Annotated in this window: 15 protein-coding genes and 1 tRNA gene; 11 read left to right on the top strand and 5 right to left on the bottom strand. The window is 64.8% G+C overall.

The genetic code is table 11. The annotated features are described in order from the left end of the window. Positions 1–11: 11 nt before the first annotated feature. The 7 genes from fdnG to CAF78_RS21630 all read left to right on the top strand — a co-directional run bounded on the left by fdnG (position 12) and on the right by CAF78_RS21630 (position 9,219). Complete coding sequence (fdnG, locus tag CAF78_RS21660) at positions 12–3,080, top strand: formate dehydrogenase-N subunit alpha (protein WP_139831425.1); 3,069 nt, start codon at positions 12–14, stop codon at positions 3,078–3,080. Beyond that, the gene (gene fdxH / locus CAF78_RS21655) at positions 3,080–4,030 is read left to right on the top strand and encodes a formate dehydrogenase subunit beta (protein WP_079226352.1); all 951 of its coding nucleotides are present in this window, start codon (positions 3,080–3,082) and stop codon (positions 4,028–4,030) included. The genes fdnG and fdxH overlap by 1 nt, the downstream gene beginning before the upstream one ends. Next, positions 4,027–4,683: a formate dehydrogenase subunit gamma gene (locus CAF78_RS21650; protein ID WP_085677076.1), complete on the top strand. Its 657-nt coding sequence runs from the start codon at positions 4,027–4,029 to the stop codon at positions 4,681–4,683. Before fdxH ends, CAF78_RS21650 begins: the two co-directional genes overlap by 4 nt. Before the next feature lie 4 nt (positions 4,684–4,687). Beyond that, on the top strand, positions 4,688–5,608 hold the full coding sequence (gene fdhE, locus CAF78_RS21645; RefSeq protein ID WP_085677077.1) for a formate dehydrogenase accessory protein FdhE: 921 nt from the start codon (positions 4,688–4,690) through the stop codon (positions 5,606–5,608). Positions 5,609–5,770: 162 nt separating this feature from the next. Next, positions 5,771–7,198 carry an L-seryl-tRNA(Sec) selenium transferase gene (selA, locus tag CAF78_RS21640; RefSeq protein WP_085677078.1) on the top strand — a complete coding sequence of 476 codons (1,428 nt, stop codon included), beginning with the start codon at positions 5,771–5,773 and terminating at the stop codon, positions 7,196–7,198. Then, positions 7,195–9,117: a selenocysteine-specific translation elongation factor gene (gene selB, locus CAF78_RS21635; RefSeq protein ID WP_085677244.1), complete on the top strand. Its 1,923-nt coding sequence runs from the start codon at positions 7,195–7,197 to the stop codon at positions 9,115–9,117. The genes selA and selB overlap by 4 nt, the downstream gene beginning before the upstream one ends. A gap of 6 nt (positions 9,118–9,123) precedes the next feature. Then, positions 9,124–9,219: transfer RNA gene (locus tag CAF78_RS21630), tRNA-Sec, on the top strand. A 68-nt stretch (positions 9,220–9,287) separates the two neighbouring features. On the opposite strand, the gene CAF78_RS21625 is transcribed toward CAF78_RS21630, so the two are convergent. Further along, positions 9,288–10,274 (bottom strand): asparaginase, encoded by a 987-nt coding sequence (locus CAF78_RS21625; protein WP_085677079.1) that lies wholly within the window; start codon positions 10,272–10,274, stop codon positions 9,288–9,290. A gap of 72 nt (positions 10,275–10,346) precedes the next feature. After that, positions 10,347–11,789: a sodium:alanine symporter family protein gene (locus tag CAF78_RS21620; RefSeq protein WP_085677080.1), complete on the bottom strand. Its 1,443-nt coding sequence runs from the start codon at positions 11,787–11,789 to the stop codon at positions 10,347–10,349. Positions 11,790–11,968: 179 nt separating this feature from the next. Between CAF78_RS21620 and CAF78_RS21615 the strand changes: the two genes are divergently transcribed. Continuing rightward, positions 11,969–12,778: a helix-turn-helix transcriptional regulator gene (locus CAF78_RS21615; protein ID WP_085677081.1), complete on the top strand. Its 810-nt coding sequence runs from the start codon at positions 11,969–11,971 to the stop codon at positions 12,776–12,778. A gap of 5 nt (positions 12,779–12,783) precedes the next feature. On the opposite strand, the gene CAF78_RS21610 is transcribed toward CAF78_RS21615, so the two are convergent. Continuing rightward, positions 12,784–13,422, bottom strand: coding sequence for a TSUP family transporter (locus CAF78_RS21610; protein WP_085677082.1), 639 nt, complete (start codon positions 13,420–13,422; stop codon positions 12,784–12,786). A gap of 92 nt (positions 13,423–13,514) precedes the next feature. Here CAF78_RS21610 and CAF78_RS21605 point away from each other — a divergent pair, with 92 nt between their 5' ends. Then, the gene (locus CAF78_RS21605; protein ID WP_054886538.1) at positions 13,515–14,399 is read left to right on the top strand and encodes a sugar nucleotide-binding protein; all 885 of its coding nucleotides are present in this window, start codon (positions 13,515–13,517) and stop codon (positions 14,397–14,399) included. Continuing rightward, positions 14,392–15,324: an NAD-dependent epimerase/dehydratase family protein gene (locus tag CAF78_RS21600; RefSeq protein ID WP_085677083.1), complete on the top strand. Its 933-nt coding sequence runs from the start codon at positions 14,392–14,394 to the stop codon at positions 15,322–15,324. The genes CAF78_RS21605 and CAF78_RS21600 overlap by 8 nt, the downstream gene beginning before the upstream one ends. A 30-nt stretch (positions 15,325–15,354) precedes the next feature. On the opposite strand, the gene CAF78_RS21595 is transcribed toward CAF78_RS21600, so the two are convergent. After that, the gene (locus CAF78_RS21595; protein WP_085677084.1) at positions 15,355–15,798 is read right to left on the bottom strand and encodes a helix-turn-helix domain-containing protein; all 444 of its coding nucleotides are present in this window, start codon (positions 15,796–15,798) and stop codon (positions 15,355–15,357) included. Positions 15,799–15,859: 61 nt separating this feature from the next. Here CAF78_RS21595 and CAF78_RS21590 point away from each other — a divergent pair, with 61 nt between their 5' ends. Continuing rightward, entirely contained in the window at positions 15,860–17,095 is a 1,236-nt protein-coding gene (locus CAF78_RS21590; protein ID WP_371856912.1) for an MFS transporter, read from the top strand. On the opposite strand, the gene CAF78_RS21585 is transcribed toward CAF78_RS21590, so the two are convergent. After that, positions 17,083–17,766: an OmpW family protein gene (locus CAF78_RS21585; RefSeq protein ID WP_054886541.1), complete on the bottom strand. Its 684-nt coding sequence runs from the start codon at positions 17,764–17,766 to the stop codon at positions 17,083–17,085. The genes CAF78_RS21590 and CAF78_RS21585 overlap by 13 nt on opposite strands. Between the last annotated feature and the right edge of the window lie 8 nt (positions 17,767–17,774).

Genomic DNA, 17,774 nt, shown 5'->3' with positions numbered 1-17,774 from the left:
AGGAGTGCACGATGGATCTCAACCGTCGGCAGTTCTTCAAGGTCGCCGCTGTCGGCCTTGGAGGTTCGAGCCTGGCGGCGTTGGGCATGGTCCCGACGCCGGCCTTCGCCGAGCAGGTGCGTCACTTCAAGCTGGCGCACACGAAGGAAACCCGCAACACCTGCCCCTACTGCTCGGTCGGCTGCGGCCTGATCATGTACAGCCAGGGTGATGCGGGCAAAAACGTCAAACAGAACATCATCCACATCGAAGGCGACGCCGATCACCCGGTCAACCGCGGCACCCTGTGCCCGAAAGGTGCCGGCCTGCTCGACTTTATCCACAGCCCCAGCCGCCTCAAGTACCCAGAGATGCGCAAGCCGGGCAGCAATGAGTGGGTGCGGGTCAGCTGGGACGAGGCGCTGGACCGCGTCGCCGACCTGATGAAAAAGGACCGCGACGCCAACTTCATCGAGAAGAACGCCCAGGGGCAAACCGTCAACCGCTGGCTTACCACCGGTTTCCTCGCTGCTTCCGCCGCCTCCAGCGAGGCCGGCTACCTGACCCACAAGGTCGTCCGCGCAACAGGCATGCTGGGGTTCGACAACCAGGCACGTGTCTGACATGGCCCGACGGTGGCAAGTCTTGCCCCGACGTACGGCCGTGGCGCCATGACCAACCATTGGTCCGATATCGCCAACGCGAATCTGGTCCTGGTGATGGGTGGCAACGCAGCAGAAGCGCACCCGTGCGGCTTCAAATGGGTGACCGAAGCCAAGGCGCACAACCAGGCGCGGCTGATCGTGGTCGACCCGCGGTTTACCCGTACCGCCTCGGTGGCGGACTACTACGCGCCGATCCGTACCGGTACCGACATCGCCTTCATGGGCGGGCTGATCAATTACCTGCTGAGCACCGACAAGATCCAGCACGAGTACGTGCGCAACTACACCGACGTGTCGTTCATCGTCAAAGAGAACTATGGCTTCGAGGACGGGCTGTTCAGCGGCTACGACGAGGCCAAGCGCGTGTACGCGGATAAATCCGGCTGGGGTTACGAGCTGGGCGAGGACGGCTTCGCCAAGGTCGACCCGACCTTGCAGCACCCGCGCTGCGTGTTCCAGTTGATGAAACAGCACTACAGCCGCTACACCCCGGAGCTGGCGAGCATGACCTGCGGCATGCCGCAGGACGCCATGATGAAGGTCTGGGAAGAGATCGCCACCTGCTCGGTACCGGGCAAGACCATGACGATCCTCTACGCGCTCGGCTGGACGCAGCATTCCATCGGCGCGCAGATCATCCGCAGTGCGGCCATGGTCCAGCTGCTGCTGGGCAACGTCGGCATGCCGGGTGGCGGGGTCAACGCCTTGCGCGGGCACTCCAACATCCAGGGCCTGACCGATCTGGGCCTGCTGTCCAACTCGCTGCCGGGCTACCTGACCCTGGCCGGCGACGCCGAGCAGGACTACGCCACCTACATCGACAAGCGTGCGTCGAAGCCGCTGCGCCCAGGGCAACTGTCGTACTGGCAGAACTACGGCAAGTTCCACGTCAGCCTGATGAAGGCCTGGTACGGGCCGAACGCAACCGCGGAAAACAACTGGGGCTATGACTGGCTGCCCAAGCTCGACGTGCCGGCCTACGACGTGCTGCGCATGTTCGAGATGATGAGCCAGGGCAAGGTCAATGGTTACATGTGCCAGGGCTTCAACCCGATCGCCGCGTTGCCGGACAAGAACCGCGTCACTGCGGCCCTCGGCAAGCTCAAGTGGCTGGTGATCATGGACCCGCTGGCCACCGAAACCTCGGAGTTCTGGCGCAATGCCGGGCCGTTCAACGACGTCGACACGGCCAATATCCAGACCGAGGTGATCCGCCTGCCCACCACCTGTTTCGCCGAGGAGGACGGTTCGCTGGTCAACAGCAGCCGCTGGCTGCAGTGGCACTGGAAGGGCGCTGACGGCCCGGGCGAGACCCGCACCGACGTGCAGATCATGAGCGAGTTGTTCATTCGCCTGCGCAAGCGCTACCAGGCCGAGGGCGGCGCCTATCCCGACGCCATGATGAACATCCACTGGCCGTACAAGATCCCTGAAGAGCCATCGCCTGAGGAGCTGGCCAAGGAGATGAACGGCTGGGCAGTCACCGACCTCACCGACGCCACCGGTGCCACGCTCAAGGCCGGCCAGCAATTGTCTGGCTTCGGTCAGCTGAAGGACGACGGCAGCACCGCGTCTGGCTGCTGGATTTTCGCCGGCTGTTGGACCGAGCAGGGCAACCAGATGGCCCGCCGTGACAACAGCGACCCGTACGGCATGCACCAGGTGCAGAACTGGGCCTGGGCCTGGCCGGCCAACCGCCGCATCCTCTACAACCGTGCGTCCAGCGACCCGCAAGGCAAACCGTGGGACCCGGAGAAGAAGCGCCTGGTGTGGTGGAACGGCAAGGCCTGGACCGGCACCGACGTGCCCGACTTCAAGGTCGACTCGCCGCCTGAAGCGGGGATGAACCCCTTCATCATGAACCCCGAAGGCGTGGCGCGGTTCTTCGCCATCGACAAGATGGCCGAAGGCCCGTTCCCCGAGCACTACGAGCCGTTCGAGACGCCGATTGGCATCAACCCGCTGCATCCGCAGAACAAGAAGGCCACCAGCAACCCGGCCGGGCGGATCTTTGATTCGGTGTGGGACACCCTCGGCAAGCACGACGAGTTCCCCTATGCGGCGACCACCTACCGGCTGACCGAGCACTTCCACTTCTGGAGCAAGCACTGCCGCCTCAACGCCATCGCCCAGCCCGAGCAGTTCGTCGAGATCGGCGAGGTGCTGGCGAACGAGAAAGGCATCAAGGCGGGTGACCGGGTGCGGGTGTCGAGCAAGCGTGGGCACATCGATGCGGTGGCCGTGGTGACCAAGCGGATTCGCCCGCTGCAGGTCAACAACCAGACCGTCCACCAGATCGGCATCCCGCTGCACTGGGGCTTCACCGGGACCACGCGGCATGGCTACCTGACCAACACCCTGGTGCCGTTCCTCGGTGACGGTAACACCCAGACGCCGGAGTCCAAGTCGTTCCTCGTCAAAGTGGAGAAACTCTGATGGCCAGCCAAGACATCATCGCCCGCTCGGCCACCACCACCGTTCCGCCCTCGGTACGCCAGCTGGAGGAGGTCGCCAAGCTGATCGACACCACCAAGTGCATCGGCTGCAAGGCCTGCCAGGTGGCGTGTTCCGAGTGGAACGAACTGCGTGACGAGGTCGGCCACAACCACGGCACCTACGACAACCCCCAGGACCTCACCGCCGAGACCTGGACCCTGATGCGCTTCACCGAGCACGAGCGCGACGACGGCAACCTGGAGTGGCTGATCCGCAAGGACGGCTGCATGCACTGCGCCGACCCAGGTTGCCTGAAGGCATGCCCGAGCCCGGGGGCGATCATCAAGCACGCCAACGGCATCGTCGACTTCAACCAGGACCACTGCATCGGTTGCGGCTACTGCATCACCGGCTGCCCGTTCAACATCCCGCGCATCTCGCAGAAGGACCACAAGGCGTACAAGTGCACCCTGTGTTCCGACCGCGTAAGCGTGGGCCTGGAACCCGCTTGCGTGAAGACCTGCCCGACCGGGGCGATCGTGTTCGGCAGCAAGGACGAGATGAAAGTGCATGCCGCCGAGCGCATCGTCGACCTCAAGTCGCGCGGTTACGACAAGGCCGGGCTGTACGACCCGGACGGCGTCGGCGGCACCCACGTGATGTATGTGCTGCACCATGCCGACACGCCCAAGCTGTACGCCGGCCTGCCGGACCAGCCGGTGATCAGCCCGCTGGTGGGGTTGTGGAAGGGCTTCACCAAACCGCTGGCGCTGCTGGCCATGGGCGCCGCGGTGCTGGCCGGGTTCTTCCACTACGTGCGGGTGGGGCCACAGCGGGTGGAAGAGGACGAACACCCCACACCGCCGGACGAAAGCGTGCATCAGGTCGACCCGTCGGTGCATGTCTATGACCCGACCAAGCCCGGTGGGCAAGGGGAGCAGCGGCCATGAACGACAACAAACCCATCCTGCGCTACAACGCCAACGAACGGACCAACCACTGGATCGTCGCGATCCTGTTCATGACGGCGGGGCTCTCCGGGCTGGCGCTGTTCCACCCGGCACTGTTCTGGCTCAGCCATCTGTTCGGCGGCGGGCCGTGGACGCGCATCCTGCACCCGTTCCTGGGCGTGGCGATGTTCGTGTTCTTCCTCGGCTTGGTGTTCCGTTTCTGGCGCGCCAACTTCATCACCGCCAACGACCGCCTCTGGCTGCGCCGCGTGGACCGGGTGATGCTGAACAAGGAGGAGGGCGTACCGCCGATCGGCAAATACAACGCCGGGCAGAAGCTGCTGTTCTGGACCCTGTTGGCGTGCATGCTGGTGCTGCTGCTCAGCGGCGTGGTGATCTGGCGCGCGTATTTCAGCCACCTGTTCGGCATCGAGGTCATTCGCCTGTCGGCGCTGGCCCATGCCCTGGCGGCGTTCGTGCTGATCCTCAGCATCATCGTGCACATCTACGCCGGCATCTGGATCAAGGGCTCGGTCGGCGCCATGCTGCATGGCTGGGTCAGCCGCGCCTGGGCACGCAAGCACCATGAGCTGTGGTACCGCGAAGTGACCGGCGACAAGACCCCGGGCAATCACGGACGCAAAGAAGGATGAACGCTTGAGCACGATACTCGAACCAGGGCAGATCGAAGCGTCGGCGGTGATGCCGCCGTTTCTGCATCTGCCGCCTGCCAACCTGTTTGCACTGCGCGCCGAGCGCCTGGACCACCTGGCCGAAGGCAACGCCCTGGGTGATTACCTGCGCCTGATCGCACAGCTGTGCCGCGTCCAGCAGCAGCTTGTGGATAACCCTCCCGGCGGCTTGCCTGTGGCCGAAGAGCGGCAGTGCCTGTGCATAAGTCATGGCCTGCCACCGCTGGCAGCTGACAGCCTGGTGCGTGAGGGGCCGTGGCTGGTCTGGTTGCAGGCCTTGCTCATGCACTTCGACAGCGAGGCCAACGGCGCGCTGGGCGAGGCGCTGCAAACCCTGCGCGACAGTGACGACAGCGAACGAAAAGGCTGGGGTATCGCTTTGCTTGGCGGGCAGTACGATGCGCTGCCAGCGGCGCTGGTGCCATTCATTGGCGCCGCCCTGCAGGCCGCCTGGTCGAGCTGGTTGCTGGCGCTGCCGGCCCCTGAACTCAAGCCCGCCGGTAGTCTGGCGCAGTGCCCGGCCTGCGGTTCGCCGGCGATGGCCGGCGTGGTACGTAACCGTGGCAAGCACAACGGGTTGCGTTACCTGGCCTGTTCGCTGTGTGCTTGCGAGTGGCATGTGGTGCGGGTCAAGTGTGTGTATTGCGAGTCGAGCAAGGACTTGCGTTACACCAGCCTCGAAGACGATCGACATGCGCCGGGCAAGGCGCCGCTACGGGCCGAATGTTGCCCGGGGTGCGAGAGTTACCTGAAGCAGAATTATCTGGAAAACGATGCGGCGGCCGAGCCGCTGGCCGACGACCTGGCCAGCCTGGCGCTGGATATCCGCCTGGACGAGGAGGGCTTCCATCGCCTGGCACCCAACCTGATGCTCGCACCTGGATAGTAGGGGAGTGTCTACACTGTAATACCGAGTCGCCTGCTTCGCGGGTAAACCCGCTCCCACTAACAACTGGGCAGGCGCCCAGACCTGTGGAGAACCCTGTGGGAGCGGGCTTGCCCGCGAAAAGGGCAGAACAGACAACGGATCAGTCCAAGGTAGTACTGCATGTCTTCCAGCCTCGCCAGCGACACCCCACGCCTGCCCTCCATCGACACGCTTCTGCGCCACCCGGCATGCCTGCCGCTGGTCGACCGCCATGGCCGCGACGCCGTACTGGCCACCCTCAGGCAATTGCTCGACGACCTGCGCGCCCCGGCCCTCAGCGGCGAACTCGGCAGTGCCGAGCTGGCCCCGGAAATCCTCCTCGGCCGTACCGGCGAACGCCTTGCCATCCAGCAGCGCAGCCAGGTCCGCCGCGTGTTCAACCTCACCGGCACCGTGCTGCACACCAACCTCGGCCGCGCGCTGCTGCCCGAAGAGGCCGTCGAGGCCATGCAGACTGCCGCCCGCTACCCGCTCAACCTTGAATTCGACCTGGCCACCGGCAAGCGTGGTGACCGTGACGACCTGATCGAAGGCCTGATCCGCGAGCTGACCGGCGCCGAGGCCGTCACCGTGGTCAACAACAACGCAGCTGCCGTGCTGCTGGCGCTCAACAGCCTGGGCGCGCGCAAGGAGGGCATCATCTCCCGTGGCGAACTGATCGAGATCGGCGGCGCCTTCCGCATCCCCGACATCATGGCCCGTGCCGGGGTGAAGTTGCACGAGATCGGCACCACCAACCGTACCCACGCCCGTGACTATGAAGCGGCCATCGGCCCGCGCACCGGCCTGCTGATGCGCGTGCACTGCAGCAACTACAGCATCCAGGGGTTCACTCATCAGGTCCCGACGGCCGATCTGGCGCGTATCGCCCACCAGCATGAACTGCCACTGCTCGAAGACCTCGGCAGCGGCAGCCTGCTCGACCTCACCCGCTGGGGCCTGCCCGCCGAACCGACGGTGCGCCAGGCACTGGCCGATGGCGCCGATATTGTCACTTTCAGCGGCGACAAGCTGCTGGGCGGCCCCCAGGCCGGGATCATCGTCGGCCGCAAGGAACTGATCGCCAGGATCAAGAAAAACCCGCTCAAGCGCGCATTGCGCGTCGACAAGATCACCCTCGCCGCACTGGAGGCGGTGCTGGCGCTGTACCGCAACCCCGACCGCCTGGCCGAGCGCTTGCCGAGCCTGCGCCTGCTCACCCGCAGCCGGGCCGAGATCCAGGCCCAGGCCGAGCGCCTGGCCCCCGCACTCAAGGCGCACCTGGGCGAGCAATGGCAGGTCAGTGTCGAGCCGGCGCTGGGCATGATCGGCAGTGGCAGCCAGCCGGTGGCGCGCCTGCCGAGTGCTGCGTTGTGCCTGCGCCCGCAGGTGTCGAAGAAACTGCGCGGGCGCAGCCTGCATGTGCTGGAGCGGGCCTTGCGCGATTTGCCGGTGCCGGTGCTCGGGCGCATCGATGACGACGCCCTGTGGCTCGACCTGCGCCAGCTCGACGATGAGGCCCAGTGGCTGGCGCAGCTGCCAGCCTTGCAACTGGGGCCCGTGCAGTGATCGTCGGCACCGCCGGCCACATCGACCACGGCAAGACCGCGCTGCTTCAGGCCCTCACCGGGCAGGCCGGCGACCAGCGCCAGGAAGAGCGCGCCCGCGGCATGACCATCGACCTCGGCTACCGCTACGCGGCGCTGGCCGAAGGGGCGGCGTTGACCGGGTTCATCGATGTGCCGGGCCATGAGCGGTTTATCCACAACATGCTGGCTGGCGCCCATGGCATCGACCTGGTGCTGCTTGTGGTGGCCGCCGATGACGGAGTGATGCCGCAGACCCGCGAGCACCTGGCGATCATCGAGCTGCTGGGTATTCCCCAGGCGCTGGTGGCGATCAGCAAATGTGATCGTGTCGAGCCCGCACGGCTGGCAGAGGTGCAGGCGCAGGTCAGCGCGTTGCTGGCTGAGGGGCCTTATGCCAAGGCACGGCAATTCCCCGTGTCGAGCATCACCGGGCAGGGTATCGACGTGTTGCGCCGGGCCTTGCTGGAAGCCGAAGTGCGGGTGCGCCAGCGCAGCGTGCGCGGTGGCTTTCGCCTGGCGGTCGATCGCGCCTTCGCCGTCACTGGCGCCGGGGTAGTCGTGACCGGCACGGCGCTGGCCGGGCGCGTTAGTGCGGGCGATACGTTGTTGCTGGGCAAGGCCGGCAAGCCGGTGCGGGTGCGTGGCCTGCACGCACAGAACCAGGTTGCCTTGGTGGCCGAGGCCGGCCAGCGGGTGGCGCTGAACATCGCCGCCGAACGCCTGACGGTAGAGCAGGTGCACCGAGGCGACTGGCTGGTGCCCGAATGGCTGCATGCGCCCAGCGTGCGGGTGGATATCGAACTTTGCCTGCTACCCGGGGAAACCCGCGTTTTCGAGCATTTCAGCGCGGTTCACGTGCACCTCGGCACCCAGGATGTAACGGCCCGCGTGGCCTTGCTCGAAGGTGAAACCCTGGCTGCCGGCCAGCGCATGTTTGCCCAGTTGCTGCTCAATGCGCCGTTGCAGGCGGTTCACGGTGACCGCCTGGTGTTGCGAGACCAGCGTGCCCAGCGAACCCTCGGCGGTGGCACGGTACTCGACCCGTTCGCGCCGAGTCGGCAGCGCCGCAGCGAAGAACGCTTGCGCCAATTGCAGGTGCTGCGTGATGCAGATGGCCTGGAGCAGGCACTGCCGGCCTTGCTCACCCGTGCGCTCGGTGGTCTCGACCCGCAGCGCCTGGAGCGCCAGTTCAATCGCCAGCGCGAAACCTGGCTATTGCCCGATGATGTGCAGGTGGTGGCCACGCGCCAGGGGCCGCTGCTGTTTGCGAAAAGCCAATGGCAGGCACTGAGGCATGAACTGCTGGCGCAGCTGGCGCGGTTCCATGAACAGGAGCCCGACCAGCTCGGCCCGGACCGCGACCGCCTGCGCCGCTTCGCCGCTTTGCCGCTGGAGCGCCCTGCGTTTGTCAGCCTGCTCGATGAGCTGCTCAATGATCAGGTGATAGCCAGCAGCGGGCCGTGGCTGCATCTGCCCGATCACACCGTGCAGTTGAGCGCCGCCGACAGCGCGCTGTGGGCGAGGCTGCAGCCGAAGTTGCTGGCCGGGCAATTTGACCCGCCCTGGGTCAGGACCTTGGCCACTGAAGAAAACTGTGCGGAGGCGGATGTGCGCTTGCTGTTGCGCAAGCTGGCCCGGTTGGGCCTGGTGCATCAGGTGGTGCGCGACCTGTTCTACCCTGAAGTGACGCTACGGCGCATGGCAGAGCTGCTGCTGGGGCAGGCTGGCGAGACGCCGATAGTGCAGGTTGCCGCGTTTCGCGATATGTTGGGCATCGGTCGCAAGCGCAGTGTGCAGATTCTCGAATACTTCGACCGTCTTGGCCTGACCCGGAGGGTGGCCGACCAGCGTTACATCCGCGCCGACAGCGCCCTGGCCCAGCAGCAGGCCAGGCACTGAGTTCAAGGAAGGCAATCGCGCCCGGTGGCGCGGCCGGGCTTCAAACCCGGTTGGGGACGGCAGCCGTTCCCGGGCAGGTTCGACTCCCGCTGCCTTCCGCCACTTTTACTGCCATGCAGGGCCTTTGTGGGAGCGGGCTTGACCCGCGAAGAGGCCCTGACAGGCGATAGTCAGGCTCGTTCTCCGCACAGGTCCAGAGCAAACCAACGCTCTGCTTCATTTACATCCAGCCCCGCCCCCAGCAGCGCAAACATCTTGCCCAGCGCCGCCTCGCGGGTCATGCCGCCACCACTGACCAGCCCGGCGCCGCGCAAGCGGTTCCCCGCCGCATAGGTGTCGAACACCACCGACCCTTCCGGGCACTGGCTGATGGCAGCCAGCAGCACGCCACGCTGGCGCGCTGCACGCAGCACCTCCAGCAAAGCCTGGTCATCCGACGGCCCGGTACCGCTGCCATAGCACTCCAGCAGCAACCCTTGCACGCCGCTGTCGAGCAGTGCCTTCAGGTGCCCGGCCTGAAGGCCCGGGAACACCGGCATCACCGCCAGGTTGACCGGCTGGCGCTGCTGGCGATAGCTCAGGGCGGCAGGCAACTCGGCGGCGCGCTCGCCTTCACGATGGCGCGGCAGCGCGGCGAAGGCGTCGAAAGCCTCGCTGCGCAGCTTCGAAGTCCGGCAGCCATGCAGCAGCTGGCCGTGGAAGTACAGCTGCACGCCATCTTCCAGGCCCTGTTCGACCTGGCGCAGGGCGCCGCACAGGTTGCCCCAGGCGTCGCTGCCCGGTGCCCCGGCCGGCAGCATCGAGCCGGTCAGCAGCACCGGCACCGCCAGGCCCAGCAGCAGGAACGACAGCGCCGCAGCGCTGTAGGCCAGGCTGTCGGTGCCATGCAGCACCAGCACGCCGTCATGGCCGGCGTCCACTGCCGCGACGATGGCATCGCGCATCGCCAGCCAGTTGTGCTGCTGCATGTTGGCGCTATCGAGCAGCGGGTTCATTTCCTGCAGCGTCCACTGCACCTGGGGCGCATCGGTCAGCTGGGCGAGGTGTTCGCGCATCCGCGCATCGAAACCACCGGCCGGCGCCAGGCCTTCGGCGGTTTCGAGCATGCCGATGGTGCCACCGGTGTAGAGGACGAGGAGATTCTTGACTGCACGCATGGAAAGCATCCGAAGCGGTGAGCGGAGGTAGAGCAGCCGCCCGCGAACGGGGCGGCTGGGCAGGGCAGGATATCAGCGCTGCGGCTGAGCTTGGCCGACTGCTTTGTCAGTGGCTGTTTCCACCTGTGGATTGGCAGGCCAGGCGTTGCGGTCCAGGTCCAGGTCGGCGAACTTCGACGAGTCGAACACCGGCTGCTGGATGCCTGCCTTGCGCTGGTCGTCGTAGTCGCGCATCACCCGCAGGCCGACCTTGAACAGCAGGGCCAGGGCCACCAGGTTGACGAAGGCCAGGCAGGTCATGGTGATGTCGGCGAAGGCGAACACGGTCGACAGGTCCTGCATCGAACCCCACACCACCAGCGCCAGTACCAGGGCGCGGAAGCCCAGCAGCACAATGCGGTTGCGGCTGAGGAACTGCAGGCTGTTCTCGCCCAGGTAGTAGTTGTAGAGGATGCAGGTGAACACGAACAGCGACAGCGCCACGCTGACGAACAGGCGGCCCCAGTCACCGACCACGGCAGCCAGCGAGTTCTGGGTGAGGACGATGCCGTCACCTTCGAAGCCTGGGGTGTAGAAGCCCGACAGCAGGATCAGCAGCGCGGTGCAGGTGCAGATCACGAAGGTGTCGAGGAACACGCTGAAGGCCTGGACCACGCCCTGGGCGCCCGGGTGCTTCACCGCAGCCACGGCAGCCACGTTCGGCGCACTGCCCAGGCCTGCTTCGTTGGCGAACACGCCACGCTTCACGCCCATGACGATGGCGCTGCCGAGCAGGCCGCCGAACGCCGGGTCGAGGCCGAAGGCGCTCTTGAAGATGGTTTCCAGCATGGCCGGCACGTGTTCGATCTGGGTGCCGATCACGTACAGGGTCACGCCGATGTAGGCCAGGGTCTTGATCGGTACCAGCAGGTCCGAGACTGCCGCGATGCGCTTGATGCCACCGAGGAAGGTGATGGCCAGCAGCACGGCCAGGACGATGCCGGTGTGGCGCGGGTCGAAGGCAAAGGCGTTCTGCAGCGAGTGGGTCACGGTGTACGACTGCAGGCCGATGAAGGCGAAGCCGTAGGTGACCAGCAGCAGGATCGAGAACACGATGGCCATGCTTTTGCGCTTCAGGCCGTGCTGAATGTAGTAGGCCGGGCCGCCACGGTACAGGCCGTCGCCGTCGGCGCGCTTGTAGACCTGGGCCAGGGTGCATTCGAAGAAGCTGCTGGCCATGCCGACCAGGGCAGTGACCCACATCCAGAACACCGCGCCTGGGCCACCCAGGGTCACGGCGATACCGACACCGGCGATGTTACCGGCGCCAACGCGGCCGGCGAGGCTCAGCATCAGGGCCTGGAAGGAGCTCAGCTGGCCTGCCTGGCCACGCAGCGATTCCTTGAACACGGCGAACATGTGGCCAAAGTGGCGGAACTGGACGAACCGCGAACGGATGGTGAAGTAACCGCCGAGACCGACGATCAGCACGATGAGGAGTTTCCCGGAAAGGAAATCGTTGAGTGCTTCGAGCATTGGAAAATGACCTCGATTCTTATTCTTCGCATGGAATGAACAGCGGACGGCAGGCGCAGCGCTATTCGTTGGGGCGCATGGTTGGCCATGACAAGAGTGGTTACAATTTCGCGGGTTGCTCTGATTTGGTGCGACTTGATGCTAGACTGGCATCATTCGCGTCACCTGAGTCTTCTGTCATGAGCGATCATTTCGCTACCAACCTCAAACTGGCTTGCAGCCACTACCGCTCTATCTCGGAAGTTTGCCGCCAGCTCTCGATCAACCGCGCGCAGTTCAACAAGTACCTGAGCGGCCAGAGTCGCCCGACGCCTTTCAACCTCAAGCGCATCGGTGATTTCTTTGGTGTCGAGGATTACGAGCTGAACCTGCCGGCCGAACAGTTCGCCCGCTTGATCGGCGCGCGCGTATCGACCGTCACCGACCAGCCCGGCGATCCGATCAGCGAACTGTTCCGCCCGCTGCACGACCACGCTGGCAACCTGTCGCGCTATTGCGGTTATTACTTCGAGTATTCCAACTGCATGTCGGTACCCGGCACCATCCTGGTGTCGCTGGTACACCTGTGGGAGGAGCGTGGCCGCTTCATGTTCGAGCGCCAGGAACGCCAGGAGCGCTCCAGCGCCACCGACCAGCATGCGGAGGTGCGCTGCCGCTACCTGGGCGCGGCGTTCCAGTTGCAGGACCGGATGTTCCTCATCGATTACGAGTCGCTGACTTTCAACGAGATGAGCCAGACCATTCTCATCCCCAGCTTCAAGAGCCGTATCACCCGCCTCAATGGCCTGAAGGCCGGGGTGTCCAGCGGCGACAGGCGCAACCCGGCTTGCACCCGCGTGGTGTGGGAATACCTGGGCGAGGAGATCAACCGCATCAATGCCTATCGCCAGGTCAGGCTGTACCGGCCGGATGATCCACGGATCGATGATGATGTGCGCCAGCGGTTGAGCGTGGGGCCGTTGCGTAACAGCCTGTTCGAGATTGAGTGAAATATTTAGCGCAGCGCTGTGTAAGCGCGCAGCCATTCACCTATCGGATGACCATCACCCAGCAACAACTTCATCGCCATCAGGCAACACACCGTGATCAATAGTGGTTTGACCAGTTGCGGACCGAAGTAGAGGGCACAACGAGCGCCGAGTTGAGCGCCGAGGATGGCGCAGGCTGCCATGGCCAGTGCCAAAGGCCATATGATGACCCCACCGAAGGCAAATACCGACAACGCTCCAAGGTTGCAGGATGCATTTAGCAGTTTGCTGCGACAGATTGCCTGCATGAGGTGCTGCCCCAGCAGCAATGTGAAGGCGACCATGAAGAATGAACCGGTACCTGGGCCAAAAATGCCGTCATAGAAACCAATCCCAGGAGCAACCACGAGCGCAAAGTAGAAATACGACAGCCGCCGCTTGCGGTCCTGATCCTCGAGCTTGGGGCTGAGTGCAAAGTAGGCAGCGACCGTTATCAGTAAAAACGGCACAGTTGCTTCCAGAACCGCTCTGTCGAGCAAGCTGATCGACAAGGCGCCTGCAAAGATATGGGAGCTATTTAGGCAATTATTTTTGATATTGGATGCAGGACTTGGCCAGTCGAAGGCGTAGGAATTTTCCTGCGAGGTGGTGGCTCTGAGGCGCATTAGTAGTAGCGAACCCTAGGGTTGGACTTCCCCGCCCGGAAACCGCAAAATGGCCCTTTCCCTCAATCAACCTGTTCGGATCTGCTGACTCTATGCGTATGCGCCTGATGCTGTTGGGTGGTGGCAATGCCCTCGGGCAAGCGCTGATCCGTCTCGGGGCCGAGGAGGACATCGCATTCCTGGCACCGCGCCCGCCGGAGAACGGCTGGGCCCCGGCCAGCCTCACTCAGCTGCTTGACGATCATCGCCCCGATGCATTGGTCAACCTGGCCTACTACTTCGACTGGTTCCAGGCCGAGTCGGTCAGCGACCAGCGCCTGGCCCAGCAGGAGCGGGCGGTGGAGCGGCTGGCGGAGTTGTGCCAGCACCACCAGATCACCCTGGTTCAGCCTTCCAGCTACCGGGTGTTCGACGGTTCGCGGGCCACGGCCTACAGCGAAAAGGACGAACCGGTGCCGCTGGGCCAGCGTGGTCAGGCCCTGTGGCGTATCGAGCAGAGCGTGCGCGCGGCGTGCCCGCAGCATGTGCTGCTGCGCTTCGGCTGGTTGCTGGACGAGAGCATCGACGGGGCGCTGGGGCGCTTCCTGACCCGCGCCGAGCAACCCCAGGAGCTGCTGCTGGCCGACGACCGCCGTGGCAACCCGACGCCGGTTGACGATGCTGCGCGGGTGATCCTGTCGGTGCTCAAGCAGCTTGATTGCAGTGCACCGCTGTGGGGCACCTACCATTACGCCGGCAACGAGGCGACCACGCCGCTGGCGCTGGGCCAGGCGATCCTCAGCGAGGCCGGGCAGTACCGCCAGCTGGCAGTGCAGGCGCCGACCGCGCAGGCCCACGCCGCTCGGCCGGATGCCAGCGAGGAGCCGCAGCACGCGGTACTGGCCTGCAAGAAAATTCTTCACACTTTCGGTATCAAGCCGCGTGCCTGGCGCGCGGGCTTGCCGCCACTACTGGATCGATTCTACCGCCATGGCTGATGCCCCCATCCTGATCACCGGCGGCGCCGGCTTCATTGGCTCCCACCTGTGCGATGCGTTGCTGGCCAAGGGTTATGCCGTACGTATTCTCGACGACCTGTCCACCGGCAAGCGCGACAACCTGCAACTGGGCAACCCGCGCCTCGAGTTGATCGAAGGCGATGTCGCCGACGCCGCGCTGGTTCAGCGTGCCGCCGCCGGTTGCCGCGCCGTGGTCCACCTGGCTGCGGTGGCGTCGGTGCAGGCGTCGGTCGAAGACCCGGTGAAGACCCACCAGAGCAACTTCATCGGCACCCTCAACGTGGCCGAGGCCATGCGCGTGCATGGTGTGCGCCGCGTGCTGTTTGCCTCGAGCGCGGCGGTGTACGGCAACAATGGCGAAGGCGAGTCGATTGCCGAGGACACGCCCAAGGCGCCGCTGACGCCCTACGCCGTGGACAAGCTGGCCAGCGAGCAGTACCTGGACTTCTACCGTCGCCAGCATGGCCTGGAGCCGGTGGTGTTCCGCTTCTTCAACATCTTCGGCCCGCGCCAGGACCCTTCCTCGCCGTATTCCGGGGTGATCAGCATCTTCAGCGAGCGGGCGGTCCAAGGCTTGCCGATCACTGTGTTCGGTGATGGCGAGCAGACCCGTGACTTCCTCTACGTCGGCGACCTGGTGCAGGTGATGGTGCAAGCGCTGGAGCAGACGCAGGTGGAAGAGGGCGCGGTGAACGTCGGCCTGAACCAGGCGACTTCGCTGAACCAGATGCTCAAGGCGCTGGAGCAGGTGGTGGGCAGCTTGCCAACGATCAGTTATGGGCAGGCGCGCTCGGGTGACATTCGCCATTCGCGGGCGAATAACCAGCGGTTGCTGGCGCGTTTCGATTTTCCGCAGGCGACCCCGATGGTCGAGGGGTTGGCCAAGCTGCTCGGCAAGGCTTGAGATTGCTGGGGCCGCAAGGCGGCCCCTGCATCATGTATGCCGTACAACCTTGCGCAGGCAATCCTCCGCCGCCAGTAGCCGGCCATCCTCGGCCCGCACCTGCAGAATCCCGACTGGCCGCCCCTTGGTACTGTCCACCAACTCAGACCGCGCTTCCCCCGCCTCGAACAGAAACCGTTCCCCCCACTGGCGCAACCCCACCACGATCGGAAACACCGAGCGCCCTTTCTCGGTCAGCACATATTCCTTGTAGGCACTGCCATCCGACGCCGGCTGCAACGCCAGCAACCCACTCTCCACCAGCAGCTTCAGCCGTGAGGCGAGGATGTTCTTCGCCAGCCCCAGGTTCTTCTGGAACTCGCTGAAACGGCGCAGGCCATCGAAGGCATCGCGCAGGATCATCAGCGCCCAACGGTCACCCAGTACTTCCAGCGCCCGGGCTACGGGGCATTGAGCGTTCACTTCATCGAGCATTGGCAGCACCTGCTTGGTTGATCTGGTTGCAGATTAAAACCACATTTGTTAAATAGCCACCATGTGGTTTCAATTTGAAACCAGGTGCAAAGGAGTGAGCCCGATGAATCGCTGGATAACCCTGTTGCTTGCCGCCACTTGTGCCATGGCCGTGGCCACGGTCTATTTCGCTCAACCTTTGCTCGAATCGATAGCCAGCGACTTGGGCGTGGCGCAGCAGCAGATCGGTTGGGTGGTCGGTGCGACTCAGGCGGGTTATGCCCTTGGGCTGATCCTGCTCGTGCCCCTTGGCGATCTGATCGAGCGCAAACGCCTGCTGCTTGGGCAACTGCTGATTTGCGCACTGGCCCTGATCGGTGTTGGCCTGGCGCAGGAATGGCTGGTAATGCTGGCCACCCTGGCCCTGGTCGGGCTGATGGCGGTCATGGTGCAAGTGATGGTCGCCCACGCCGCCACCCTCGCCAGCCCGGCCAGTCAGGGCCAGGCGGTGGGCACGGTCACCAGCGGGGTGGTGCTGGGTATTCTGCTGGCGCGTCTGGTTTCAGGTGCGCTCGCCGACCTGGCCGGATGGCGAACTGTGTACTTCGTGTCGGCGGCTGTGCTCATGCTGATGGCCATGGTGCTCTGGCGCTGGCTGCCTGCGAGCCGGGTACCCGCGCAACGGCCAGGCTACCTGCAACTGATCAGCTCGTTGTTCACCTTGTATCGACGCGATCGCCAGCTGCGCCGGCGCGGGTTGTTCGCGCTGCTGATCTTCGCTGCGTTCAGCGTGCTGTGGAGTGCGATGGTGCTACCCCTGAGTGCACTTCCGATCGCACTCAGCCATACCGAAATCGGCCTGTTCGGCCTGGCTGGTATCGCCGGCACCCTGGCGGCGTCGCGGGCCGGGCGGCTGGCTGATCGAGGGCTGGGCGAGCGCACCACCGGCCTGGCGCTGGCCGTGTTGACGCTGTCATGGCTGCCGACAGCCTTCGTCGGGCAATCGCTGACGGCGTTCGTGCTGGGCGTGCTGATGCTGGATTTCGCCGTGCAGGCGGTGCATGTCACCAACCAGAGTCTGCTGCTGGCAGGGCGTGGCGCGATGGCCAGTCGCTTGATCGGCGCCTACATGTGCTGCTACTCGATCGGTAGCGGCCTGGGCGCAGTGCTGGCGAGCTGGGTGTATGCGCGCTGGGGCTGGACGGCGGTCTGTGGACTGGGGATGTTGATCAGTGCGTTGGCGCTGGGGTACTGGTCGTGGGGGCAACGGGAAAGGGCGGCCGAAGCCGCCCTGCCGTGTTCAGGTCAGAACTTGTAGCCAAGGCCGACCATGTACACCCAAGGGTCGACATCGACGTCGACCTTGGTCTTGCTGTAGCCCAATGCGGTCGGGCCGTTGACGCTGGCCTTGGTGTCGATGTCGACGTACCAGACCGAGGCGTTCACCAGCAGGTTGTCGGTGATCATGTAGTCCATGCCCAACTGGCCGGCGATACCGACCGAATCCTGCAGCTTGAGGTTGCTGAAGCCCTGTTGCTTGCGCTCGCTGGTCAGGTCTTCGTCGAAGAACAGGGTGTAGTTGATGCCGACGCCGGCGTACGGCTGGAACTTGGAGTTCGGCTCCATCGGGTAGTACTGCACGGACAGGGTCGGTGGCAGCTGTTTGATGTCGGCCAGCTTGCCGTCCAGCCCGCCACCGAGCCCTTTGACGCCGACGCTGTGCTTGAACGGGGTCGCCGCCAGCAGCTCCAGGCCGATGTGGTCGGTGAGCATGTAGGCGAAGGTCAGGCCCAACTGAGTGTCGCTGTCCAGGGTCGCCTTGGTGCCCGACACCTTGTTGCCGTCGAATTTCAGGTCGCCGCTGCTTTCGTTCGGGGCAGTGGTGATGGCACCGGCACGGACGATGACATCACCCGCCTGGTGGGCGTGGGCAACAGGGGCGGCGAGCGCAAGGGCCACAAGCGAGGCACCGAGCAAGGACTTGTTCATGGAAGCTC

Source organism: Pseudomonas sp. R28(2017) (assembly GCF_002112505.1).
Taxonomy (GTDB): Bacteria; Pseudomonadota; Gammaproteobacteria; order Pseudomonadales; family Pseudomonadaceae; genus Aquipseudomonas.
This window is presented reverse-complemented; position numbering and strand designations above follow the sequence as displayed.